The sequence below is a fragment of the Streptomyces sp. SID8374 genome (assembly GCF_009865135.1).
Lineage (GTDB): Bacteria > Actinomycetota > Actinomycetes > Streptomycetales > Streptomycetaceae > Streptomyces.
In genome coordinates this window covers 4,601,732-4,625,417 of sequence record NZ_WWGH01000001.1, presented here as the reverse complement: position 1 = coordinate 4,625,417, position 23,686 = coordinate 4,601,732, and the positions used below count along the sequence as shown (strand labels likewise).

Here is a 23,686-nt window from a genome sequence, read left to right as displayed (position 1 = left end):
TCCCCCGTCTAACGTTATTTTTCATTCTTCCGTTAGGACTCTAGAGTGGGGGCGCACAGAGTTCAAGGACAGCAGGGCTCAGGGGCAGAGTTCAAGGGCAGGCGGCGAAGGGGGCGAGAGCGGTGGCACAGCGGCCCGTCATGGAACTGGCGAGCACCATCCACCACGACGGAGACGGCGGCGTCGCCGACGACCTGGAGACGGTCCGGGGGACGACGCGGTGGATCCAGCAGCAGACCGGGGACATCACGCCCCAGGAGTTCCTCACCGGTGAGCTGGTCGCCGACGAGGAGCTCCGGGACGAGATCGTCGGCGTACGAAGGGCTGTGCGGGCCCTGTTCGCGCGGGTGCTCAGCCCCGCCCCGCCCAGCCCGGCCGACGCCCACCGCCTGATGCCCGCCGACGAGGCCCTGGCCCACCTGAACGCGGCCGCCGCCCGGGAGCTGGTCGCCCCGCAGCTGGAGTGGCCCGCCGAAGGGGCCCCGGCGGCACGGCTGTTGTCGGCCGAGGGCGACCCGCGCGTACGGCTGGTCGCGGCGCTGGCGCGCGATGCCGTGGACTTCCTGAGCGGGCCGGAGCGCGAACAGCTGCGGGCCTGCCACGCGCCGCGCTGCGTGCGGTACTTCATCAAGAGCCACGGCCGCCAGGAGTGGTGCAAGCCGTCCTGCGGCAACCGGGCCCGGGTGGCGCGCCACTACGAACGCACCCGGGGGACGGCCGGCCAGGGCTGAGCCCGGAGGCCCCCGCGCCGGCCCTCCCCATGGTGGTCCGCGTGACGTCCGTCAGGCCTTCGGTGCCACCTTCGCCAGCCCGTTGATGATGCGGTCCATCGCGTCGCCGCCCGTCGGGTCGGTCAGGTTGGCCAGCATCTTCAGCGTGAACTTCATCAGCAGCGGGTGGGTCAGACCGCGCTGGGTGGCGACCTTCATGACCTTCGGGTTGCCGATCAGCTTCACGAAGGCGCGGCCCATCGTGTAGTAGCCGCCGTAGGTCTCCTTGAGCACCTTCGGGTAGTTGTTCAGGGCCAGTTCGCGCTGGGCGGGGGTGGCGCGGGCGTGGGCCTGCACGATGACGTCGGCCGCGATCTGGCCCGACTCCATGGCGTACGCGATGCCTTCGCCGTTGAACGGGTTGACCATGCCGCCCGCGTCACCGACGAGCAGGAGGCCCTTGGTGTAGTGCGGCTGGCGGTTGAAGGCCATGGGGAGGGCGGCGCCCCGGATGGGCATCGTCATGTTCTCCGGGGTGTACCCCCACTCCTCGGGCATCGAGGCGCACCAGGCCTTGAGCACCTCGCGCCAGTCCAGCTCCTTGAAGGCGGAGGAGGAGTTGAGGATGCCGAGGCCCACGTTGGAGGTGCCGTCGCCCATGCCGAAGATCCAGCCGTACCCGGGGAGCAGCCGGTCCTGGGCGCCGCGCTTGTCCCACAGCTCCAGCCAGGACTCCAGGTAGTCGTCGTCGTGGCGGGGCGAGGTGAAGTACGTACGGACGGCGACGCCCATCGGGCGGTCCTCGCGGCGGTGCAGACCCATCGCGAGGGAGAGCCGGGTGGAGTTGCCGTCGGCGGCGACCACGAGCGGGGCGTGGAAGGTGACCGGGGTCTTCTCCTCACCGATCTTCGCCTCGACGCCGGTGATCCGGCCGGTGCGCTCGTCGCGGATCGGGGCGCCCACGTTGCAGCGCTCGTACAGCCGGGCGCCGGCCTTCTGCGCCTGCCGGGCCAGCTGCTCGTCGAAGTCGTCGCGTTTACGGACCAGTCCGTAGTCCGGGTAGGACGCGAGATCCGGCCAGTCCAGCTGGAGCCGGACGCCGCCGCCGATGATGCGCAGGCCCTTGTTGCGCAGCCAGCCGGCCTCCTCGGAGATGTCGATCCCCATGGAGACGAGCTGTTTCGTGGCGCGGGGGGTGAGGCCGTCGCCGCAGACCTTCTCGCGGGGGAACGCCGTCTTTTCCAGGAGCAGGACGTCGAGTCCGGCCTTGGCGAGGTAGTACGCGGTCGTGGAGCCGGCTGGGCCCGCTCCGACGACGATCACGTCCGCGCTGTGCTCGGAGAGGGGCTCGGTCACGGTCGGATCTCCCGAAGACTCGAATTCGCGTGCCGCGCGGCACATGTCCCGTGCAGTCTATGGGGGCCTGCAGAACAACCCTCCGAAGGGCTCCCTCATGTCGATAGCACCTGTTCCGCCCACTGCTCCGGCCCCCGCGGTACGTCTGCGCGTCCCGACCGACGAGGACGCCCTGATCTGGCACCGGATCTTCGACGACCCCGAGGTGATGGAGTTCTTCGGCGGCCGGAGAGCGGACTTCTCCGTGTACGAGGAACTCACCGCCCGTCAGCGCCGCCATGACGCGGAGCTCGGCTACTGCCTGTGGACCGTCACCGACGAGGACGGCACCGTGCTCGGCTTCACCGGGGCGCAGCCGTGGCCGCACACCCACTACGGGCCGGTCGGCGCGATCGAGATCGGCTGGCGGCTGGCGCGTACGGCCTGGGGGCGCGGTTACGCCACCGCCGCCGCCCGCGCCACGCTGGAGCGGCTGCGGGCGGCCGGGGTGCCGGACGTCGTCGCGATGATCGACTCCCGTAACGCGCGATCGATCGCGGTGGCGGAGCGGCTCGGGATGCACCACGCGGAGACCTTCACCACCCCGCGCCCCGGACAGGAGGCGCGCTGCTACCGGCTGGAGCTCTGAGGCCTCGTACGAAGGTCAGGCGCGGGTGGCCCGGTGCAGGGCCACCACGCCGCCGGTGAGGTTGCGCCACGCCACCTTCGACCAGCCCGCCTTCTGGAGGAGTGCGGCGAGGCCGGGCTGGTCGGGCCAGGCGCGGATGGATTCGGCGAGATAGACGTACGCGTCCGGGTTGGAGGAGACGGCCCGGGCGGTCGGCGGCAGCGCGCGCATCAGGTACTCGGTGTAGACCGTGCGGAACGGGGCCCAGGTCGGCTGCGAGAACTCGCAGATCACGACCCGGCCGCCCGGCTTCGTCACCCGGTACAGCTCGCGCAGCGCGGTCTCGGTGTCCTGGATGTTGCGCAGCCCGAAGGAGATCGTGACGGTGTCGAAGACCTCGTCCTTGAACGGCAGCTTCATGCCGTCGCCCGCCGTGAACGGCATCCACGGGTGGCGCCGCTTGCCGACCGTCAGCATGCCGAGCGAGAAGTCGCACGGTACGACGTAGGCGCCGGCCCGGGCGAAGGGCTGCGAGGAGGTCGCGGTGCCCGCCGCCAGGTCGAGGATCTTCTGCGCGGGACGGGCGTCGACCGCCGCCGCGACCGCCTTGCGCCACTGCCGGGCCTGGCCCAGCGAGATCACGTCGTTGGTCAGGTCGTAGTTGGCCGCCACTCCGTCGAACATCGAGGCGACTTCGTGCGGCTGCTTGTCCAGGGAGGCTCGGGTCACCCTTCCATTCAAGCAGCCCGCCCGCAGGGATCAGTGGGGGCGGTCCCCCGCGATGGCGACGCGTTCGGCGACCCGGCGGTGCGGGGCGTAGTCGTTGACCGCGTAGTGCTGGGTGGCCCGGTTGTCCCAGAACGCGACGTCGCCCGCCCGCCAGCTGTGCCGCACCTGGAACTCCGGCGCGTGCGCCTGCTGGAAGAGCAGCCGCAGCAGCCGGTCGCTCTCCTCCTGCGCGAACCCGACGATCCGGGTGGTGAACGAGGCGTTGACGAAGATCGTCCGGCGGCCGGTGACCGGGTGGCGCCGCACCACCGGGTGTTCGACCGGCGGGAACCGGTCCTGGTGCGGGGCCAGCCGCTCCGGCGGGTAGAACCGGGAGAACCCGGGGATGAAGTCGTGCACCGCCCGCGCCCCCTCGATGCGCTCCTTCACCTCCTCGGGCAGGTTGTCGTACGCCGCCGCCATGTCCGCCCACAGCGTGTCCCCGCCCACCGGCGGGACCTCGCGGAGCTGGAGGACCGCGCCGAGCGCCGGGCGCTCGCGGAAGGTGACGTCGGCGTGCCAGACGTTCTCGAAGGTGGGGACGGCCGAGCGGTCCAGGCGGGCCACCTCCGGGTCGTCGCCGGTGGCGAGCAGCGGGTTGGTCTCCAGCTCGCCCCAGTGCCCGGCGAAGGCGCGCTGCTGCTGCGAGGTGAGGTGCTGCTCCCGGAAGAACAGCACCTTCCACTCCGCCAGCGCCCGGTCCAGCTCGGCGCGCACGGCCGTTTCCAGGGGACGGGACAGGTCCACGCCGTGGATCTCGGCGCCGATCACCCGGCCGCGCGGCACCAGCTCGAAGAGCTCGTACGGCCGGTCCGTCCAGCCCTCCGGGACGCGGTGCAGCACGCGCGGACCCTCGTAGAGGCCGTCGGCGGGGATGCGGTGGTCGCGGAGGGCGGGGGGTGCGGTGGTGGTCATGGTTCCTCCTGGAGGTGCGGTACGTCGGTGGGTCAGCGGGCCGCGTCGCGTACCGCCGTACCGATCTCGGCGCGCAGCGCGGCGTACTCCGGCAGCCCGCGCAGCTCGTCGGGGCCGGTGCCGGTGCGCGGCAGGCCGATCGGGATGTCCAGCGCGATGCGGCCCGGCCGCGCGCTGAGCACGACCGTGCGGGTGCCGAGGAAGACCGCCTCGTCCACGCTGTGGGTGACGAAGACCGACGTGGTGCCGGTCTCGGCGGAGACCGTGCGCAGGTCCTCCTGGAGGCGTTCCCGGGTGAGTGCGTCCAGCGCGGCGAACGGTTCGTCCAGCAGCAGCAGCCGCTTGCCGCCCGCCAGGGCGCGGGCGATGGCCACCCGCTGCTGCTGGCCGCCCGAGATCTGCCAGATGCGGCGGCCGGCGGTGTCCGCGAGGCCCACGCGCTCCAGCAACTCGGCGGTCCGCTCGGCGCGTTCGGCCCGGGGCACGCCCGCGTACTTCAGCGCCAGGCCGACGTTGTCGCCGACCGTGCGCCACGGGAAGAGGCGGGGCTGCTGGAAGACGATGCCCGCGTGGTGGCCGGGCTCGGGGTCCTCGCCGAACACCTCGACCTCGCCCGACGAGGCCCGCTCGAACCCCGCGATGAGGCGGAGCAGCGTGCTCTTGCCGCAGCCGGAGGGGCCGACGAGGACCAGGAACTCCCCGGCGGGGATCTCCAGGGAGACCGGCCCGAGAGCCGTCACGCTCTCGGCGCCCCGGCCGCCGTAGGTGTGTTCGACGTCGCGTACGGAGACGACGGAGGCCTCGTCGCGCTTACATTGGCCGGGGACGGGGGCCTTCCCGGTGTCCGTGTCAGCCTTCCCGGTGTCCGCGTCAGGGAGAGACGGCATCGGTGAGCCCTTCCACGTAGATGGACTTCCGCAGCTTGTCCAGGTCGGGCGCGGAGTCGATCTGCTTCTGGTCGACGAGGAACTGCGCCGCGCTGTGCAGGTTGTCCGCGAGACCGCCGACCTTGCCGGGGGTCCCCAGCCACTTCGCGTCGGCCTGCTCGGCCGGCTTGAGGAAGATGCCCTGCTTGATCTGGGCGCCGGCCTCGGCCGGGCTGATCCCGAGCTGCTTGCCGACGGCGGCGGAGGCCGCGTCCGGGTCGTCGTGGATCAGGTCGAGTGCCTGGGCCTGCGCCTTGCGCCAGGCGGGCAGCACATCGGGGTGGGCCTTGATGAAGCTGGTGGAGGCGACCCCGAGGTCGAGGGTCGGCTTGCCCGCGGCGGCGAGTTCGCGGCTGGAGACGAGGACCTTGCCGGTCTTCTTCAGCTCCTCCAGGGTGGGCAGCCAGACGTACGTGGCGTCGATGTCGCCGCGCGTCCAGGCGGCCAGGATGTCCTGCGGCTCCAGGTCGAGGAGCTGGACCTTCGAGGCGTCCACCCCGGCCTGGTCGAGGGCGGCGAGCAGGCTGTAGTGCGAGGTGGAGCTGAACGGGGTGGCGACCTTCTTGCCCGCCAGGTCCTTGACGGAGGAGACCTTGGAGCCGTTGCGGGCGACCAGCGCCTCGTTCTCCCCGGCCACGTCCAGGACCCAGGTGACCTGGTACGGGATGTTCAGCGGCTCGGAGAGACCCCGGGCGACCGGGCTGGAGCCGATGGCCGCGAGGTCCAGGGAACCGGCCACGAAAGCGGTGTTGATGCTGGCGCCCGAGTCGAACTTGGTCCACTTGATCTTGTAGCCGGGGAGCGCCTTCTCCAGCCAGCCCTTCTCCTTGACGATCAGGTCGCCGCTGGGAAAGGCCTGGTAGGCGATGCGTATCGTCTTGTCGCCGCCCTTGCCCCCGTCGCCGGAACCGCCCTCACCGCAGGCCGTCACCACCAGCAGGGCTCCGAGTGCGGCGGCGATCGAGGAGAGGCGGAGCCAACCGCGTGTTCCGGCCATGTGCGTGTCCTTAGTGCTGGGGTGGATGGTGAAGGGGCGAGAGATGGAAGGGGTTATGTGTGGCGTCGCCACGGGGCGAGCCGGTCCGACGCCACGCGGAGCGCGGCGTCGATGAGCAGGCCGGAGATGCCGATGGCGAAGAGGCCGAGGACGACGGTGTCCGACTGGTTGTAGCGCTGGGCGTCCCGGATCAGGCCGCCGATGCCGGGCAGTCCGTTGACCGTCTCGGCGGCGACCACCGAGGAGTACGCGATGCCGAAGGCGAGGCGGACGCCGATCAGGATCTCGGGCAGCGCGGACGGCAGCACGACCGAGGTCACGACCTGCCCGCGCTTGGCCCCGATCGCCCGGGCCGCCTCGACCAGGGCGGTCGGCGCGGACGCCACGGCGGAGGCGGTGGCCACGGCGACGGGCGGCATGGCGGCGATGGCGAGCAGCCAGAGCTTGGGCGACTCGTCGATGCCGAACCAGATGATCAGCAGGCTGAAGTAGGCGAGCGGCGGCAGGGTGCGCAGGAACGCCACCGCGGGCTCCAGCACCACCCGTACCCACGGCAGCGTCCCCATCAGGACACCGATCACCAGACCGGCGACGACGCCCGCGCCGGCCCCGATGAAGATGCGGCGCAGGCTGATGCCGAGGTGTTCGATCAGGGTGTGGCCCTGGTAGCCGCGTACCCCGTCGTGCGTACCGGAGGTCTCCAGCAGCGCACGCCAGACAGCGGCGGGCGAGGGCACCAGCACCGGTGACCAGAGCTGGAGCACGATCACCAGCTGCCAGAGCGCCAGGAGGACGGCGAGGGCGACGAGCCGGAGCCCGACGCGGCGCCAGCGCGCACCGCGCTCCGGTGTGCGTCCGGCCGCCGGGGGACGCCCGGCGGACGCGGGCACGTCGGCGGCCCGTTCCCGCACGGAAGGGGGCGTGGTCATGGAGGGCTCCGGGGACAGGGCAGGCCACCGGGCTCAGGGACGAGCCGGAAGCGGACAACCGCCGGGAAGGGAGGAGGAAGCAGAGGGAGAGGCGGTGGACGCGGAGAACCGGAAGCCGGGGACGTACGAGTACGTACGGAGGGATCAGGTACCGGTCACGCACACGGGCAGCGCCGAGGGTCAGCGCCTCAGGGCATCACTGAGGATGCCGCGGCAGGGCTTCAACAACAGGAAGCGCTGGAAACGCGGCAGAGATCGATGTGGAGGCACTCCACCAGAAAACGATCGACTGTCACGGCAGTTGTTCTAGCACAGGCGTTCCGCGCGGCACCAGATTCGTTCCGAGGAATGAGACGTTCCGTCCCGCCGTCCGGTCTCCCGAACTGATCACCGTCCGCCTTCAACCTTTTCGGCACCCGCGAACTCTGTAAGGGGTGGAACGAGGAGAGGGAGGGCGGATGCCGGCAGGGGCGGAGCCCGAGGGGGCGGCGAGCAGGTGATGGTCAACCTGAAGCGCTGGCAGCTGGGTTCACCGCAGTTCGACGGGCCGGTCGCCGAGTACCAGGCCCTGATCATCAACCACGAGGTCGGCCACTGGCTGGGGCGCGTCCATGAGACCTGCCCGGGAAAGGGGCGCCCCGCGCCCGCGATGATGCAGCAGATCGACGGGCTGAAGGGGTGCGTCGCCAACGCCTGGCCGTACGACGCCAAGGGGCGCTATCTGGGCGGCCCGAAGGTGCCGTAGGCCCTCCTGCGCATCGGCTCAGCGGGCGCGGTGCACGAGCCGCCCCGCGAGCACCGTCGCCACGCAGAGCCTCGCCCCGCCCGCGCGCAGCGCCGCCTCGTCGGCCACGTCGAAGACGGCGAAGTCCGCGCGGCCGCCCACGGTCAGCGGGCCGTGGGCGGTGGCGGCCAGGTCGCCGCCGGCCGCGAAGGGGTCCAGGTCCGGCGGGCCGTCTCCCGGTCGCCCTCGGGTCTGCACCAGGCCCGCCCGGGAGACGGCCGTCCGCAGCACCGGATCGTCCGCACCGAACGGGCCCACCACATGCGTGGTCCCGTGGCGCAGCATCCGCTGGAGGCCGCGCCGTACGCTGCCTGCCCGCCGGGCCGTGTCCATGGCCGCCGCGAGCCGCTCGAACTCCTCGCCCCACAGCGGCAGTTCACCCAGCTCGTCGGCCTCGCGCGGGTCCGGGTGGTAGCAGCGGGTGAGCAGTTCGCGGGCCCGGTCCTGGCGGAGTCCGGGCGTGAGGAGGCCGGGCCAGCGGCGGACCCGGGCGGAAGGGTGGGCGGCGACGACGTCCTCGTACGGCCCGATGGCGGCGATCCGGTCGCCGTCCACCGCCACCGCGCCCTCCACGACAGCCGCCGCGCCGACCGGCAGGACCAGCGGCGCGGCGTGAACCGTCAGCACAGGCGCACTAGTTGGCGTTGAGGAGCTTGAGCTCCGGGTGGGCCGTGCCGCCCTCGATCGCGGTGGACGAGATGTGCGAGACCACGCGCTCGTCGACCGGGTCGTTGGCCGGGTCGTCGTGCACGACGAGGTGCTCGTACGTGGTGGCGCGCTGCGCCGGGACCCGGTCCGCCTTGCGGATCAGGTCGATGATCTCCAGCCGGTTGGACCGGTGCTTGGCTCCGGCCGAGGAGACGACGTTCTCCTCCAGCATGATGGAGCCGAGGTCGTCGGCGCCGTAGTGCAGGGAGAGCTGGCCGACCTCCTTGCCGGTGGTGAGCCAGGAGCCCTGGATGTGGGCCACGTTGTCGAGGAAGAGCCGGGCGATGGAGATCATCCGCAGGTACTCGAAGAGCGTGGCCTGCGTGCGGCCCTTCAGCTTGTTGTTCTCCGGCTGGTAGGTGTACGGGATGAAGGCGCGGAAGCCGCCCGTACGGTCCTGGACGTCCCGGATCATCCGCAGGTGTTCGATCCGCTCGGCGTTGGTCTCGCCGGTGCCCATCAGCATGGTGGAGGTGGACTCCACCCCCAGGCCGTGCGCGATCTCCATGATCTCCAGCCACCGCTCGCCGGACTCCTTGAGCGGGGCGATGGCGTTGCGCGGCCGGGCGGGCAGCAGCTCGGCGCCGGCGCCCGCGAAGGAGTCGAGACCGGCGGCGTGGATACGGCTGATGGCCTCCTCGGCGGAGACCTTGGAGATCCGGGCCATGTGCTCGATCTCGGAGGCGCCGAGGGAGTGGATGACCAGCTGCGGGAACGCCTTCTTGATCGCGGAGAAGTGCTCCTCGTAATACTCGACGCCGAAGTCCGGGTGGTGGCCGCCCTGGAACATGATCTGGGTGCCGCCGAGCTCCACGGTCTCCGCGCAGCGGCGCAGGATGTCCTCGATGTCCCGGGTCCAGCCCTTGGCCTTGTCCTTGGGGGGCGCATAGAAGGCGCAGAACTTGCAGGCCGTCACACAGACGTTGGTGTAGTTGATGTTGCGCTCGATGATGTACGTCGCGATGTGCTCCGTACCGGCGTAACGGCGTCGGCGTACGGCGTCGGCGGCCGCCCCCAGCGCGTGCAGCGGCGCCGAGCGGTAGAGGTCGAGTGCCTCCTCCGGGGTGATCCGACCGCCCTCGGCGGCTCGGTCGAGGACGGGCTGAAGGTCGGCCTTCTCGGTCACCGGGCTGTCACCTTTCGGCGGTTTTTTGAGGATCCTCGGACCGATCCAGCGTACGCCAGCCCCGTGCGCCGTCAGCCGCCGGACCGGGCGAGGTCCCCGTACGGGAGGCCCGCGCCGCGCTCCAGCGACCGGTAGCCGAGCGTTCCGTCACCGGCGAGGCGGAAGACCAGGTCGGCCTCGGTGCTGGTGCACAGGCCCGGGGTGCTGGGGCGGTCCGGGTCGGTGCGCTCGCGGATCTTCAGTTCCTTCGCGGTGCCGGAGGTGAGGGTGCCGACGCTGTGGCAGCTGACGGTGAGACCGAGCTGGGAGATGGTGGTGGACATCCGGACGACCTGGGTGCCCTTCTTCCCCTCGGTGAAGACCGCGGTGAGGGTGCCGTGCGGCTGCCCGGTGGTCTTCTCCGCGAGCGGGCCCTCCCAGGTGCCGACGAACGCCTTCGGCACCTCGGTCACGTCGGCAGCCCCTTCGGAGGGGTCGTCGGATGCGGAGGGGGCCGGTTGCGCAGGCGCGGACGCGGTGGTGGACGGGGAGGGCCGCTCGGCCGCGGTGTCGTTGCCCTTGCGCCCGTCCGCGCCGCCGCCCGGGAAGAGCCCGTCCAGCAGGCCCGAGCCGAGGGCGACCACCGCGAACGCGCCCGCCACGGCCAGCGCCACGGTGCAGCTCACCCGGCGGCTCCGGCGCGCCCCGGCGGCGCTGCCCGCGCCCGTTCGCGCGTCGGCGCTGACGGTGACGGAGAACCGGGGGTCGACGGCCCGCTGCCCGGGGAGCGGGCCGCCCGGGGGCACGCCGGGCGGGGGCGGGGTGCCGGGCGGACTGTCCGGTACGTCGCCGAGGGGCGGGCCGAAGACGCCGAGGAGTCCGGGGTCGGAGCCGGTACGGGGGTCGGAGCCGGAGCCCGTACGCGAGTCGGGACCGGAGCCGGAGCCCGTACGCGGATCGAAACCGGAACCGGAGCCAGGTCCGGCCCCGGAGCCCGTACGCGGATCAAAACCGGAATCCGAGCCCGGGCCCTCGTGTGCCTCGGTGCTCACCCCGAACCCCGCCCCCAGCGACGCGCTGCTGAACGGCACCGGGCCCGAGCCCACCGGCGCGTCCTGCGGTTCCAGGTCCAGCAGCGCCACCGCCGAGCGGCTGACCTCCCCCACCAGCCGGCCCGGCAGCCACCCCGCCGCCACCATCGCCGCCGCCCCGTCCGGAGCGAGCGTGCGGGCGAGGTCGGCCGGGGCGGGGCGGGCGTCCGGGTCCTTGGCCAGGCACCCGGCGACCACCTCGCGCAGCTCGCCCTCCAGGTCGCCCAGCTCCGGCTCCTCGTGCACCACCTTGTAGAGGAGTACGGCGGAGGAGTCGCCGGAGAAGGGCGCGGCGCCGGTCGCCGCGTACGCCAGGACCGCGCCCAGCGAGAAGACGTCCGCCGCACCGGAGATGTCCCGGCCCCGGATCTGCTCGGGCGCCATGTAGCCGGGCGAGCCGACGGAGACCCCGGTGGAGGTGAGCGAGACGGTGGCGCCGAGGGCCCGGGCGATGCCGAAGTCGATGAGGCGGGGGCCGTCCAGGGCGAGCAGCACGTTGGAGGGCTTCACATCGCGGTGCACGATGCCCTGGCCGTGGACGACGTGGAGGGCCTCGGCGAGCCCGGCGCCCAGCGTGCGGACCGCGTGCTCGGGCAGCGGGCCGTGCTCGGTGATCGCCTGGGAGAGCGGCGGCCCGGCGACGTAACCGGTGGCGACCCAGGGCACCGGGGCCTCCGGGTCGGCGTCCAGGACGGGGGCGGTCCACTGCGCGCCGATGCGCCGCGCGGACTCCACCTCGCGCCGGAACCGGGCGCGGAACTGCTCGTCCAGGGCGAAGTGCGGGTGGACCACCTTGACCGCGACCGTGCGGCCGCCGGCGCTGCGCCCGAGATAGACCCGGCCCATACCTCCCGCACCGAGCCTGCCGAGCAGCCGGTAGGCACCGATGGTGCGCGGTTCGCCCGCTTCCAGCGGCTGCATATGGCCTCCCCCTGTGAACCCCGTGGAACCCTGTGGCTGAGAGCCCTGCGGTCGGTCCGGACTCGGACCGAAGCCTAGGGGGCGCCACCGGCGCGGTCACCGGTAAACGGCCGGACCATTCCCCCTTCTCAGGGCAGGAGGGGATGTTTTCGCCCCGGGGAAAGGCGCAAATGCGTTGTTCGGCGGCCCCTCGCCCAATTCCCTTGTCCGGGAACCGGAAAGGGAATTCACCCCATTCCCCGGCGCGACCGCTCAGCCGCCGAGCAGCTCCACCCGCACATCCGCCGGGTACCCGGTGTCCGCCCCGGTCCGGCGGGCGAACTCGCGGACGCCGGCCAGCTGGTCCGGGCCGAAGCGGAAGTCCAGGGTCGTGAAGTACCGCTCCAGCACCTCCGCGTCGAAGGCCTCCCAGCGGGCCGCCTGCTCCGCGACCTTGGTGACCTCCTCCAGGGAGAGGTCCCGGGAGGCGAGGAACGCCTGGTGCACCTTGGCCGCCGTCTCCGGGTGGGCGGCCAGGAAGTCCTTGCGGGCCGCCCAGACGGCGAAGACGAACGGCAGCCCCGTCCACTCCTTCCACATCTGGCCCAGGTCGTGGACCTGGAGCCCGAGGCGGGGGGCGTCGTGCAGGTTGGCGCGCAGGGCGGCGTCGCCGATCAGGACGGCCGCGTCCGCCTCCTGCATCATCAGCCCGAGGTCGGGCGGGCAGGTGTAGTAGTCGGGCCGGACCCCGTAGCGCTCGGCGAGCAGCAGCTGCGCCAGGCGTACGGAGGTGCGCGAGGTGGAGCCGAGGGCGACCCGCGCCCGGTCCAGCTGCTCCAGCGGGAGCTGGGAGACGATCACGCAGGACATCACGGGCCCGTCGCAGCCGACCGCGATGTCCGGGAAGGCGACCAGGTCGTCGGCGTTGCGGAGGTACTCCACGAGGGTGACCGGGCCGATGTCCAGGTCCCCTCCGACCAACTGCTCGCTGAGCCTCTCCGGGGTGTCCTTCGAGAGCTCCAGGTCGAGGAGGGTCCCCGTGCGTGCCAGGCCCCAGTAGAGCGGCAGGCAGTTCAGGAACTGGATGTGGCCGACGCGGGGCCGGCTGCGACGGTCGTCGCCCTCACCGGCCGGGGCGTCACTGGCTGAGACGGTTGAATTGTCCACATCGCGAGGCTAGACCCGCCTCCGGCGACCGGCACCACCGGGTCGCCCGCGGTGGTCCCCCGGTGCTCCTCCGACAGGCCTATCAAACGTTCGGGTGAAGTGATCTTTCCCTCTACCGCTCTCCGGAGACTGCGTGCTAGGCTCGCCCGCAAGTTGCAGTTTGGTTTCCCTTGCAGTACAGAGCCTGCGGAGCATGTAACCCGCAGGCTTTTGTAGTTTTCAGACTTGTTTGCAGGTTCTGGAGCAGGGCAACCCTTTGGCCCAAGGAGGGCTTATGGCTACCGGAACCGTCAAGTGGTTCAACGCTGAAAAGGGCTTCGGCTTCATCGCCCAGGACGGCGGCGGCCCGGATGTCTTCGTTCACTACTCCGCGATCAACGCGTCCGGGTTCCGCTCCCTCGAGGAGAACCAGGTCGTGAACTTCGACGTCACTCAGGGACCCAAGGGTCCGCAGGCTGAGAACGTCACCCCGGCCTAGTTGCCCGGGTCGGCCGATCGCGGCCGTACATAGCAGTACCCAAGGAGCCCCGCTCCCCCGCTTCGGCGGAGGAACGGGGCTCCTGCCTGTATACGGCCCGCGATCCGCGCCCGGCGGCCGCTTGACCTTCACCCCGTGTGAAGCCGTGCAGTGGGAGCCATCATGTTCACCATCGGAGACTTCGCCCGGTACGGGCGGGTGTCGCGCCGGATGCTGCGCCACTACGACGCCATCGGGCTGCTGCGCCCGGACCGCACCGACCCCGCCACCGGCTACCGCTTCTACGGCGCCGCCCAGCTCGCCCGCCTCAACCGGATCATCGCGCTCAAGGACCTCGGCTTCACGCTCCAGCAGGTGCGGGAGATCCTGGACGAGCGGGTGGGCCCGAAGGAGCTGCGGGGGATGCTGCGGCTGCGCCGGGCGGAGCTGGCGGAGGCGGTGGCGGCCGCGACGGCGCGGCTGGCCCAGGTCGAGGCGCGGCTCCGGTCGATCGAGAGCGAGGGGCACATGCCTGCCGACGACGTTGTGATCAAGACCGTTCCGGCGGTCCGGGTGGCCGAGCTGACCGGGACGGCGGCGAGCTACGAGCCGCAGGACATCGGGCCGGTGATCGGTCCGCTGTACGAGGAGCTCTTCCCGCCCCTGGAGGCCGCCGGCATCCGGCCCACGGGCCCCGGGATCGCCCGGTACGAGGACGCCCCCGAGGGCGGCGGCGCGATCGTCGTGCACGCGGGGGTGACGGTGTCGGCCCCGGTGGGACCGGTCGGTGGGAGCGGGGTACGGGTCGTGGAGCTGCCCCCGTTCGAGGCGGCGACGATCGTGCACCGGGGTGCGATGGACGACGTGCTGCCGACCGCGCAGACCCTGGCCCGCCGGCTGGACGCCAACGGCTACCGCTCCACGGGGTACGCCCGCGAGGTCAGCCTGGAGTGCACGGAGGACCGGAGCGAGTGGGTGACGGAGCTCCAGGAGCCGGTGGCGAAGGCCTGAGGGCCCGGCGTACGGGAGCTGACAGCCCCGCGTACGGAAGCTGACAGCCCGGCGTACGGGAGCGGCGGCGGCCCCTCCCGTACGTTCGCGCTCCTACGCCCCCGCCCAGAGCCCGTCCTCCGTCAGCCCCAGCAGGTCGATCGCGTTGCCGCGCACGATGCGGTCCACGACGTCCGGGGCGAGGTGGCCCATCTGCGCCTCGCCGACCTCGCGGGACCTGGGCCAGGTGGAGTCGGAGTGCGGGTAGTCCGTCTCGTACAGGACGTTCCCCACCCCGATCGCGTCCAGGTTCTTCAGCCCGAAGGCGTCGTCGAAGAAGCAGCCGTGGACGTGGTCGGCGAACAGCTCGGACGGCGGGCGGTGGACCTTGTCCGCGACGCCGCCCCAGCCCCGGTTCTCCTCCCAGACGACGTCGGCGCGTTCCAGGATGTACGGGATCCAGCCGATCTGGCCCTCCGCGTACATGATCTTCAGGCCCGGGAAGCGCTCGAACTTGCCGCTCATCAGCCAGTCGACCATCGAGAAGCAGCAGTTGGCGAAGGTGATGGTGGAGCCGACGGCGGGCGGGGCGTCGGCGGAGGTGGACGGCATCTTCGAGGAGGAGCCGATGTGCATGGCGATGACGGTCCCGGTCTCGTCGCAGGCCGCGAGGAACGGATCCCACTCGTCCGTATGTATGGACGGAAGCCCGAGATGGGGAGGTATCTCGGAGAACGCGACCGCGCGCACGCCCCGGGCCGCGTTGCGCCGGACCTCGGCGGCGGCGAGCTCCGCGTCCCAGAGCGGGACGAGGGTGAGCGGGATGAGGCGGCCGTGCGCCTCGGGGCCGCACCACTCCTCCACCATCCAGTCGTTGTACGCGCGCACCCCGAGCAGCCCCAGCTCGCGGTCCTTCGCTTCGGTGAACGTCTGGCCGCAGAAGCGCGGGAAGGTGGGGAAGCAGAGGGCGGACTGGACGTGGTTGACGTCCATGTCGGCGAGCCGGTCGGGGACCGAGAAGGAGCCCGGGCGCATCTGCTCGTAGGTGATGATCTCCAGCTTGATCTCGTCCCTGTCGTAGCCGACGGCGGTGTCCAGGCGGGTGAGCGGCCGGTGCAGGTCCTCGTAGACCCACCAGTCGCCGACCGGCCCGTCGTCCCCCTTGGCGCCCATCACGGGCGCGAACTTTCCACCCATGAAGGTCATTTCCTTCAGCGGTGCGCGGACGATGCGCGGGCCGGAGTCGGCGTACCTGGACGGGAGCCGGTCCCGCCAGACATGAGCGGGCTCCACCGTGTGGTCGTCCACCGAGATGATCTTCGGGAAGGTCTCCATGCGTTCCACGGTAGCGCCGATCTGACGAACCGTCAGCTGGCGTGCACGCATCGGCGGAGGGCACGGCCCCCCGCCCGGTTCCCGAATCGTTGTCGAGGGCTTGTGCAGAGCGTCACCCACTGCTGACGGGGCCGCCCGCGACAAGGCAGACTGTTGAGCGCGATACCAGCGGTACCGAGCAATCCGGATGTACACCGCACTTCGACGCACGGACGGGCAACGGCTGAGAACGGGCGGGACCTTCGGAGACGGGCACCACCGGCAGGACCCGCTGACGAGGCGGGCCGGCAGGCGAGCAGGACAGGGGGCATCAATGGACCGTGACCACGGGCCACGCGTGCGCGTACCGGAGCAGCGCGCTCCGGAGGAACCGGGGGCCGCCGACTCCCTCAGGTTCACCGTCCTGGGCCCCGTACGGGCATGGCGCGGGGCCCAGGCGCTCCCGTCCGGCTCGCCCCAGCAGCGCGCGCTGCTCGCCGCCCTGCTCCTGCGCGAGGGCCGGACGGCCACGGCGAACGAGCTGATCGACGCGTTCTGGGGCGAGGACCCGCCCTCGCAGGCGCTGGCCACGATCCGTACGTACGCCTCACGGCTGCGCAAGATCCTGGGCCAGGAGACCCTGGTGAGCGAGGCGGGCGGGTACGCGCTCCGTATCGGGCGCGGCGCCCTCGACCTCACCCTGGCGCAGGATCTGGCCGCCGAGGCGGAGAAGGCCCGCGCGAGCGGTGACCGCTGCCAGGCCCGCACGCTGATCAACAAGGTGCTGGGGCTGTGGGACGGCGAGGCGCTGGCCTCCGTGCCGGGCCCGTACGCGGAGAACCAGCGGACCCGGCTGGAGGAGTGGCGCCTCCAGCTGACCGAGACCCGCCTCGATCTGGACCTGGAGGTGGGCAGCCATGCGGAGGCCGTCTCCGAGCTGACCGCGCTCACCGCCGCCCACCCGCTGCGGGAGCGGCTGCGCGAGCTGCTGATGGTGGCGCTGTACCGCAGCGGGCGGCAGGCGGAGGCGCTGGCGGTGTACGCGGACACCCGCCGCCTCCTCTCCGAGGAGCTGGGCGTCGACCCGCGCCCGGAGCTGGCCCAGCTCCAGCAGCGCATCCTGCGGGCCGACGAGGAGCTGGCCCGCCCGGCGGACGAACCGGCCGCGGCGGCGGCGCCGTTGAAGCCCGCGCAGCTTCCGGCGACCGTGCCCGACTTCACGGGGCGCGACTCCTTCGTACGGGATCTGAGCGCCCAGCTCGCCACCGCCGAGGGTTCGGTGATGGCCGTCTCCGCCCTGGCCGGGATCGGCGGGGTCGGCAAGACGACGCTGGCCGTCCATGTGGCGCACCAGGCCCGCCCGCACTTCCCCGACGGCCAGCTCTACGTCGACCTCCAGGGCGCGGGCGCCCGGGCGGCCGAGCCGGAGACGGTCCTCGGCTCGTTCCTGCGGGCACTCGGCACCGCGGACTCGGCGATCCCCGACACCCTGGACGAGCGGGCCGCGCTCTACCGCTCCGCGCTGGATGGCCGCCGCATCCTCGTCCTCCTCGACAACGCCCATGACGCGGCCCAGATCCGCCCGCTGCTGCCCGGGACGCCCGGCTGCGCGGCCCTGGTGACGAGCCGGGTGCGGATGGTGGACCTCGCCGGGGCGCACCTGGTGGACCTGGACGTGATGTCGCCGGACGAGGCGCTCCAGCTCTTCACGAGGATCGTCGGCGCGGAACGGGTCGGCGCGGAACGGGAAGCGGCCCTGGACGTGGTCGCCGCCTGCGGTTTCCTCCCCCTCGCCATCCGCATCGCCGCCTCCCGGCTGGCCGCCCGCCGCACCTGGACGGTCTCCGTCCTCGCCGCCAAGCTGGCCGACGAGCGCCGCCGCCTCGACGAGCTCCAGGCGGGCGACCTCGCGGTGAAGGCCACCTTCGAACTCGGCTACGGCCAGCTGGAACCGGCCCAGGCCCGCGCCTTCCGCCTGCTGGGCCTCGCGGACGGCCCCGACATCTCCCTGGCGGCGGCAGCGGCCCTGCTGAACCTGGAGCCGCACACGGCGGAGGACCTCCTGGAGGCCCTGGTCGACACCTCCCTCCTGGAGTCGGCCGCGCCGGGCCGCTACCGCTACCACGACCTCGTACGCCTCTACGCGCGTGCCTGCGCCGAGCGCGACGAACAGCCGCCGGTGGAACGGGAGCTGGCGCTCTCCCGGCTGCTGGACTTCTACCTGGCGACGGCGGCGGGGGTGTACGCGCTGGAGCGGCCGGCCGACCGGCTGGTGGACCACCTGGAGCCGACGGACCACCCCGGTCTCACCTTCGGCGACCGGCAGGCGGCGCTGGACTGGCTGTACACGGAGGCGGGCCCGCTACTCGCCTGCGTACGCCGGTCCTGCGAGCCCTCCACCCTGCGGCGGGGCGTGGACCTGCTCTGGGCGGCCCTGGACCTGGGCGAGTCGGGGGCGAACGCGAAGCAGTACGAGACCGTCGCCCTGACCCTGCTGGAGGCGGCCCGGAAGAGCGGCGACCGGCGCTCCGAGGTCCGGGCCCTGGTCACGCTGGCCGATGTGCACCACACGTCGGGCCGGTTCGACCAGGCCGAGCAGGAGGCGGAGAGCGTGATGCGCCTGGTCGAGGCCGACCAGGACCCGCTGCCCGCCTGCTGGGCGTCGAACGCCCGGGGCATCATGGCGCTCTACCAGAGCCGCCACGACGACGGGGAGCGGTACTTCAACCAGGCCATAGACAACTTCCGCTCCCTCCAGGACCGGCCGGGCGAGGCGAGCGCGCTCTGCAACCTCTCGCGCATCCACCTGGCGACCGGCCGCACCGACAGCGCCGTGGCCCTGGCCGAGGAGGGCACGGCCGTCTACGACAGCATGGGCCACGCCCTGCGCAGCGCCAACGGCCGCTACGCGCTCGGGATGGCGCTCACCCAGAGCGGCAGGTTCACCGAGGCGTCGGACCGGCTGCTGGAGGCGCTGGACGTCTTCCGCGCCAGCCGCCAGCGGCTGTGGGAGGGGATGACCCTCTTCCGGCTCGCGGAGGTCGACCTGACGGCGGGGAACGCGACGGACGCGGCGGTCAAGGCGGAGCAGGCCCTCACCGCGCTGCGGGGCATCGGCGGCGAGTGGCGCCGGGGCAACGTCCTCACCGTGCTGGGCCGTTCCCTGGCCCAGATCGGCCAGTTCGGCCGGGCGGACGTCTGCTGGCGCGAGGCGCTGGGCATCTACGACGCGCTCGGCTCCCAGGAGGCGGCGGAGGTCCGCGCGCTGCTCACATCGACCGCCTCGGCCTCATCCTCGTAGCCCGCCGCGGGGGCCTTGGCGCGGGTGTTCATCATTCGTTTATCGCGACCGGCGAGTCTCATGCCTGTCGGTCCGTCGCGTCGGGGGGCAGACGGGCCTGACGGTGAGGCCGCGACGTAAGGTGAGCGGCCCTGGAGAGGCCCGCCCGGCAGTCCACGGGGGAACAGCCGGGCGGGCCGCTCTCATCAACCGGAAACGAAGCACTGCCTAGGGGAGAACAGCGACATGGCTGACGCGAAGAAGGACCCGGTCATCAAGCCGCAGGACATGCACGCCACCGGCGGCGAGACGACCAACGGCGACATGCACGCCACCGGCAGCCCGCTCAAGCCGAAGGACATGCACGCCACCGGCGGGGACACCACCAACGGCGACATGCACGCCACGAGCGAGCCCGCCAAGTAGACCTTCACGACGGGGATACGGGGGAAACGGGGGTACGTACGGGGGAGCAGCCACGGCGGCGTGGAGGGGGAGCCGTCGCGGCTGTCGTACACAGAGGGGCCCGGGCCTGGGGATGGGCTCGGGCCCTTCGGGTGTGCGGGGGAACGGACACGCCCTACCCCCGCCCCCGCAGCTCCCCCTTCACCACCTTGCCGCCGGCGTTGCGCGGGAGCTCCGGGACGAACTCCACCGCCCTCGGCACCTTGAAGTTCGCCATCTCCCGGCGGGACCAGGCGATCAGGTCGTCCGCCGTCACCGTGGCGCCCCGGCGGCGGACCGCGTACGCCTTGCCGACCTCGCCGAGGCGCGGGTCGGGAACGCCGACGACCGCCACGTCGGCGATGTCCGGGTGGAGGCCCAGGAGCTGTTCGATCTCGGCCGGGTAGGCGTTGAAGCCGCCCACGATGAACATGTCCTTGATCCGGTCCGTGATCCGCAGGTTGCCCGCCTCGTCCAGGACGCCCACGTCCCCGGTGCGGAGCCAGCCGTCCGGGGTCAGCGCGTCGGCCGTGGTCTCCGGGTCCTCGAAGTAGCCGGTCATCACGGTGAAGCCGCGGACCTGGATCTCGCCGGGCACCCCGGGGCCGCCCAGGACGCGGACCTCGGTGCCGGGGATCGCACGGCCGGAGGTGGTGGCCACGGTCTCCGGCGCGTCGCCCCGGCGGCACATCGTGACGATGCCGCTCGCCTCGGAGAGGCCGTACGCCGTGAGGACCGTGGCGATGCCGAGTTCGGTGCGCAGGCGCTCCACCAGCTGGAGGGGGACCACCGCCGCGCCCGTCACCACCAGGCGCAGGGCGGAGAGGTCGTGGGCGTCGCGGGCCGGGTGGTCCAGGAGCGACTGGTGGAGGGTGGGCGGTCCGGGCAGCACGGAGATACGTTCCGCCGCGATGTTCGCCAGCACCGTATCCACGTTGAACACCGGCTGCGGGACCATCGTGGCCCCCCGCATCAGGCAGGCGATGATCCCCGCCTTGTAGCCGAAAGTGTGGAAGAAGGGGTTCACGATGAGATAGCGGTCGCCCTCGCGCAGGCCCGCCAGCTCGCTCCAGATCTCGTACGCGCGCAGCGTCTGCGCATGGGTGATCACCGCACCCTTGGGGGCGCCCGTGGTGCCCGAGGTGTAGATGATGTCGGAGGGGTCCGAAGGGGCGATGGCGGCCTCCCGTTCCCGTACGGCCTCGACCGGCACGCCCTCGCCCGCCGCCAGGAACTCCGGCCAGCTCGTGTAGTCCTCCGGCGCCGTGTCCGCCAGCACCACCACCCGCTCCAGGTCCGGCAGCTTCACCTCCGACCGGCGCAGGGACGCCACGTACGACGTCCCCAGGAACGTGCCGGTGACAAAAAGCAGCCTGGCCCGGCTGCGGCGCAGGATCTGGGCCGCCTCCGTGCCCTTGAAGCGGGTGTTCAGCGGGACCAGCACCGCGCCCGCGCTCACCGCCCCGAGCGCGGAGACGATCCAGTCCAGCGTGTTCGGGGCCCAGATCGCGACCCGGTCGCCCGGCTCCACCCCGGCGGCGATGCACGCGGCGGCCGCGCGCTCCACCCGGTCGCCGAGTTCGGCGTACGTCAGGCGGGTGCGGCCCTCGACGACCGCCTCCGCCGGTCCGTACCGCCGCGCCGCCTCCCGTACCAGCCCCGGGATGGAACCCCACTCCTCGTCGCCCCGCATCACGCGCCCGCCTTCCTGCCGCCGCCGCACCAGCTGACTATCCGTCAGATTAGCGGTAGCCTCTGCCGCTGTCAGCAGGCGCGGGAGTGCGGGAGGTTGGCGGATGGCGACGCTCAAGGACGCGACAGCGATAGCCGGGATCGGGCAGACGGCCTTCGCGAAACGGCTCCCGGAGTCCGAGAAGACGCTCGCCTGCCGGGCGATCCTGGCCGCCCTCGACGACGCGGGCATCGCCCCCTCGGAGGTCGACGGCTTCGCCTCGTACACGATGGAGGAGACCGACGAGGTGGAGGTCGCCAAGGCGATCGGCGCCGGGGACGTCACCTTCTTCTCCAAGGTCGGTTACGGGGGCGGGGGTTCGTGCGCCACGCTCGGCCATCTCGCCGCCGCCGTCGCCACCGGGCAGGCGAGCGTCGGAGTGGCCTGGCGGTCGCGGAAGCGCGGGTCCGGGCCCCGGCCGTGGAAGAACACCGCCGTGCAGCTGCCGACCCCCGCCCAGTGGACCCGCCCCTACGGACTCCTGCGCCCCGCCGACGAGATCGGGATGCTGGCCCGCCGCTACATGCACGAGTACGGCGCCACCCGCGACCACCTCTTCAACGTCGCCCTCGCCTGCCGCAACCGGGCCAACCAGAACCCGGCCGCGATCATGTACGACCGCCCGCTGACCCGCGAGATGTACATGACCTCCCGCTGGATCAGCGAACCGCTCTGCCTCTTCGACAACTGCCTCGAAACAGATGGGGCGTTGGCCTGCGTCATCGTCTCCGCCGAGCGTGCCCGCGACTGCCGGCGGAGGCCGGTGTATCTGCACTCCGTCGCCCAGGGGCTGCCCGCCCAGCACCACGGAATGGTCAACTACTGGAACGACGACCCGCTCACCGGTCCCGCCTGGACAGCGGCCCGACAGCTGTGGAAACAGGCCGACTTCGGGCCCGACGATGTCGATGTGGCCCAGATCTACGACGCGTTCACCCCGCTCGTCCCGCTCTCCCTGGAGGGGTACGGCTTCTGCGGGCGCGGCGAGGGCGGGGCGTTCACCGAGGGCGGGGCGCTGGAGAGCGGGGGCCGGCTGCCGATCAACACCGGGGGCGGCGGGCTGAGCGAGGCGTACGTCCACGGCTTCAACCTCATCACCGAGGGCGTCAAACAGCTGCGCGGCACCTCCACCGCCCAGGTGCCGGACGCCGCCACCTGCCTGGTCACGGCGGGCGAGGGCGTACCGACATCGGCCGTACTGCTGAGGAGTTGAGAGGAGATGGGCGTGAACGATTCCCTGCTGCTCCCCGTCGCCGACGAGGACGGTGCGCCCTTCTGGGAGTACGCCGCCCGGGGCGAGCTCCGCGTCCAGGCCTGCGCCTCCCCCGCCTGCGGCCAACTGCGCTTCCCGCCCCGGCCGTGCTGCCCGCACTGCGGCTCCTTCGACAGCGAGTGGCGGGCGATGAGCGTGCGCGGGCGGCTCTGGTCGTACGTGGTCCCGCACCCGCCGCTGCTACCCGCCTACGCCGAACAGGCGCCGTACAACGCGGTGTTGGTGGAGCTGGTGGAGGCCCCGCACATCCGGCTGGCCGGGAACGTCGTCGCCTCCGCCGACGCGGCGCTGAACTCGGTGGACCCGGGGCGGCTGCGGATCGGGGCGCCGGTGCGGGCGGTTTTCTGCCCGGTGGGACCCGACGGTTTCCCGCTCGTACGCTGGCTGCTGGAGCGGTGAGCCATGGCCCTGCGCGTGGAGCGGGACGGGGAGCGCGGGGTCGCGCTCGTGGTCCTCGACCGGCCTACGAGGCTCAACGCCATCGACCTGGAGACCGCCGGTGAACTCGCCTGCCTGTGGCGGGAGTTGCGGTACGACGAGTCGGTGCGGGCCGTGGTCCTCACCGGGGCCGGCACCCGCGCCTTCTGCACCGGGATCGACCGGGGGGTGGAGGTCCCGCAGCCCCCGTCCCCGTACGCCCTCGATGATCCCCTCCTGCGGATCGGGCCGAAAGCGAACGATCTGTGGAAGCCGGTGGTCGCGGCCGTGGAGGGGATGGCGTGCGGCGGGGCGTTCTATCTCCTGGGTGAGGCGGAGTTCGTCGTCGCCTCGCGCGAGGCCACCTTCTTCGACCCGCACACGGCGTACGGGATGGTCTCGGCGTACGAGTCGATCGCGATGGCCCAGCGGATGCCGTTCGGGGAGGTCGCCCGGATGGCCCTGATGGGCACCGCCGAGCGGATCGGCGCCGAGCGGGCGTACGCGGCCGGGCTGGTCAGCGAGGTGACGGAGCCCGGGGGCGCGGTGGCGGCGGCGCTGCGGGCGGCGGCCGTGATCGCCGGGTACCCGACCGAGGCGGTGCAGGGCACGGTGCGGGCGGTGTGGTCGGCGAAGGAGGCCGCCCGGACGCAGGCGATGGCCCAGGCGCCCGCCCTGATCGCGCTGGGGAACCTGGCGCCGGAGCGGCAGGCGGAGCTGTTCGCGGGGCGGCGGGAGGGGGGCGGGGGCGGGGCGCCGAGGGTGCGGTGAGCCCCTGCCTCTGCCTCTGCTTCTGCCTCGGTCTCTGTCTCTGTC

21 protein-coding genes and 1 pseudogene are annotated in these 23,686 nt (G+C 72.3%); 10 read left to right on the top strand and 12 right to left on the bottom strand.

Features of this window, described 5'->3' with window-relative positions; genetic code table 11:
- The first annotated feature begins 140 nt into the window (after positions 1-140).
- Complete coding sequence (locus tag GTY67_RS20605) at positions 141-731, top strand: CGNR zinc finger domain-containing protein (RefSeq protein ID WP_176727389.1); 591 nt, start codon at positions 141-143, stop codon at positions 729-731.
- Between the two features lie 51 nt (positions 732-782).
- Here GTY67_RS20605 and GTY67_RS20600 read toward each other — a convergent pair whose 3' ends face one another.
- Positions 783-2,066 carry a geranylgeranyl reductase family protein gene (locus GTY67_RS20600; protein WP_093687066.1) on the bottom strand — a complete coding sequence of 428 codons (1,284 nt, stop codon included), beginning with the start codon at positions 2,064-2,066 and terminating at the stop codon, positions 783-785.
- A 97-nt stretch (positions 2,067-2,163) separates the two neighbouring features.
- On the opposite strand from GTY67_RS20600, the gene GTY67_RS20595 reads away from it, so the two are divergent.
- Positions 2,164-2,694, top strand: a complete 531-nt coding sequence (locus GTY67_RS20595) for a GNAT family N-acetyltransferase (protein WP_093687068.1) — start codon at positions 2,164-2,166, stop codon at positions 2,692-2,694.
- Between the two features lie 15 nt (positions 2,695-2,709).
- Here the strand turns inward: GTY67_RS20595 and GTY67_RS20590 are convergent, their stop codons facing one another.
- From GTY67_RS20590 to GTY67_RS20570, 5 genes are read right to left on the bottom strand one after another with little or no spacing between them, the layout of a single operon-like run.
- Entirely contained in the window at positions 2,710-3,402 is a 693-nt protein-coding gene (locus GTY67_RS20590) for a demethylmenaquinone methyltransferase (RefSeq protein WP_161279629.1), read from the bottom strand.
- A gap of 30 nt (positions 3,403-3,432) precedes the next feature.
- Positions 3,433-4,356 carry a TauD/TfdA family dioxygenase gene (locus tag GTY67_RS20585; protein WP_093687072.1) on the bottom strand — a complete coding sequence of 308 codons (924 nt, stop codon included), beginning with the start codon at positions 4,354-4,356 and terminating at the stop codon, positions 3,433-3,435.
- A 32-nt stretch (positions 4,357-4,388) separates the two neighbouring features.
- The gene (locus GTY67_RS20580) at positions 4,389-5,243 is read right to left on the bottom strand and encodes an ABC transporter ATP-binding protein (protein ID WP_161279628.1); all 855 of its coding nucleotides are present in this window, start codon (positions 5,241-5,243) and stop codon (positions 4,389-4,391) included.
- A complete protein-coding gene (locus tag GTY67_RS20575; RefSeq protein WP_093687077.1) occupies positions 5,227-6,279 on the bottom strand; it encodes an ABC transporter substrate-binding protein in 1,053 nt (350 codons plus the stop codon). The genes GTY67_RS20580 and GTY67_RS20575 overlap by 17 nt, the downstream gene beginning before the upstream one ends.
- A gap of 53 nt (positions 6,280-6,332) precedes the next feature.
- Complete coding sequence (locus GTY67_RS20570) at positions 6,333-7,208, bottom strand: ABC transporter permease (RefSeq protein WP_093687079.1); 876 nt, start codon at positions 7,206-7,208, stop codon at positions 6,333-6,335.
- Between the two features lie 484 nt (positions 7,209-7,692).
- Here GTY67_RS20570 and GTY67_RS20565 point away from each other — a divergent pair.
- Positions 7,693-7,953, top strand: a pseudogene (locus tag GTY67_RS20565) (DUF3152 domain-containing protein); the annotation flags it as partial.
- Positions 7,954-7,971: 18 nt separating this feature from the next.
- Here GTY67_RS20565 and GTY67_RS20560 read toward each other — a convergent pair.
- The 4 genes from GTY67_RS20560 to GTY67_RS20545 form a co-directional block, all read right to left on the bottom strand.
- Entirely contained in the window at positions 7,972-8,619 is a 648-nt protein-coding gene (locus GTY67_RS20560; RefSeq protein ID WP_161279627.1) for a hypothetical protein, read from the bottom strand.
- Positions 8,620-8,626: 7 nt separating this feature from the next.
- On the bottom strand, positions 8,627-9,826 hold the full coding sequence (mqnC, locus tag GTY67_RS20555) for a cyclic dehypoxanthinyl futalosine synthase (protein WP_093687081.1): 1,200 nt from the start codon (positions 9,824-9,826) through the stop codon (positions 8,627-8,629).
- A 71-nt stretch (positions 9,827-9,897) separates the two neighbouring features.
- Positions 9,898-11,817 carry a serine/threonine-protein kinase gene (locus tag GTY67_RS20550; protein WP_161279626.1) on the bottom strand — a complete coding sequence of 640 codons (1,920 nt, stop codon included), beginning with the start codon at positions 11,815-11,817 and terminating at the stop codon, positions 9,898-9,900.
- Between the two features lie 252 nt (positions 11,818-12,069).
- Entirely contained in the window at positions 12,070-12,963 is an 894-nt protein-coding gene (locus GTY67_RS20545) for a menaquinone biosynthesis protein (protein WP_093687085.1), read from the bottom strand.
- Between the two features lie 274 nt (positions 12,964-13,237).
- Between GTY67_RS20545 and GTY67_RS20540 the strand changes: the two genes are divergently transcribed.
- Together GTY67_RS20540 and GTY67_RS20535 are read left to right on the top strand one after the other, a co-directional pair.
- On the top strand, positions 13,238-13,441 hold the full coding sequence (locus tag GTY67_RS20540) for a cold-shock protein (RefSeq protein ID WP_003967102.1): 204 nt from the start codon (positions 13,238-13,240) through the stop codon (positions 13,439-13,441).
- A 162-nt stretch (positions 13,442-13,603) separates the two neighbouring features.
- Positions 13,604-14,431: a MerR family transcriptional regulator gene (locus GTY67_RS20535; RefSeq protein ID WP_161279625.1), complete on the top strand. Its 828-nt coding sequence runs from the start codon at positions 13,604-13,606 to the stop codon at positions 14,429-14,431.
- Positions 14,432-14,524: 93 nt separating this feature from the next.
- Here the strand turns inward: GTY67_RS20535 and GTY67_RS20530 are convergent, their stop codons facing one another.
- A complete protein-coding gene (locus GTY67_RS20530) occupies positions 14,525-15,745 on the bottom strand; it encodes an amidohydrolase family protein (RefSeq protein ID WP_161279624.1) in 1,221 nt (406 codons plus the stop codon).
- 313 nt (positions 15,746-16,058) lie between these two features.
- On the opposite strand from GTY67_RS20530, the gene GTY67_RS20525 reads away from it, so the two are divergent.
- Positions 16,059-19,025, top strand: a complete 2,967-nt coding sequence (locus tag GTY67_RS20525) for a BTAD domain-containing putative transcriptional regulator (RefSeq protein ID WP_161279623.1) — start codon at positions 16,059-16,061, stop codon at positions 19,023-19,025.
- A gap of 225 nt (positions 19,026-19,250) precedes the next feature.
- On the top strand, positions 19,251-19,430 hold the full coding sequence (locus GTY67_RS20520; RefSeq protein ID WP_093687093.1) for a hypothetical protein: 180 nt from the start codon (positions 19,251-19,253) through the stop codon (positions 19,428-19,430).
- 154 nt (positions 19,431-19,584) lie between these two features.
- On the opposite strand, the gene GTY67_RS20515 is transcribed toward GTY67_RS20520, so the two are convergent.
- Positions 19,585-21,141: a FadD3 family acyl-CoA ligase gene (locus GTY67_RS20515; RefSeq protein WP_161280198.1), complete on the bottom strand. Its 1,557-nt coding sequence runs from the start codon at positions 21,139-21,141 to the stop codon at positions 19,585-19,587.
- A 103-nt stretch (positions 21,142-21,244) separates the two neighbouring features.
- Between GTY67_RS20515 and GTY67_RS20510 the strand changes: the two genes are divergently transcribed.
- From GTY67_RS20510 to GTY67_RS20500, 3 genes are read left to right on the top strand one after another with little or no spacing between them, the layout of a single operon-like run.
- Complete coding sequence (locus GTY67_RS20510) at positions 21,245-22,393, top strand: lipid-transfer protein (RefSeq protein ID WP_093687097.1); 1,149 nt, start codon at positions 21,245-21,247, stop codon at positions 22,391-22,393.
- Between the two features lie 6 nt (positions 22,394-22,399).
- Positions 22,400-22,852 carry an OB-fold domain-containing protein gene (locus tag GTY67_RS20505; RefSeq protein ID WP_161279622.1) on the top strand — a complete coding sequence of 151 codons (453 nt, stop codon included), beginning with the start codon at positions 22,400-22,402 and terminating at the stop codon, positions 22,850-22,852.
- 3 nt (positions 22,853-22,855) lie between these two features.
- A complete protein-coding gene (locus GTY67_RS20500; protein WP_161279621.1) occupies positions 22,856-23,641 on the top strand; it encodes an enoyl-CoA hydratase/isomerase family protein in 786 nt (261 codons plus the stop codon).
- Positions 23,642-23,686: the final 45 nt, after the last annotated feature.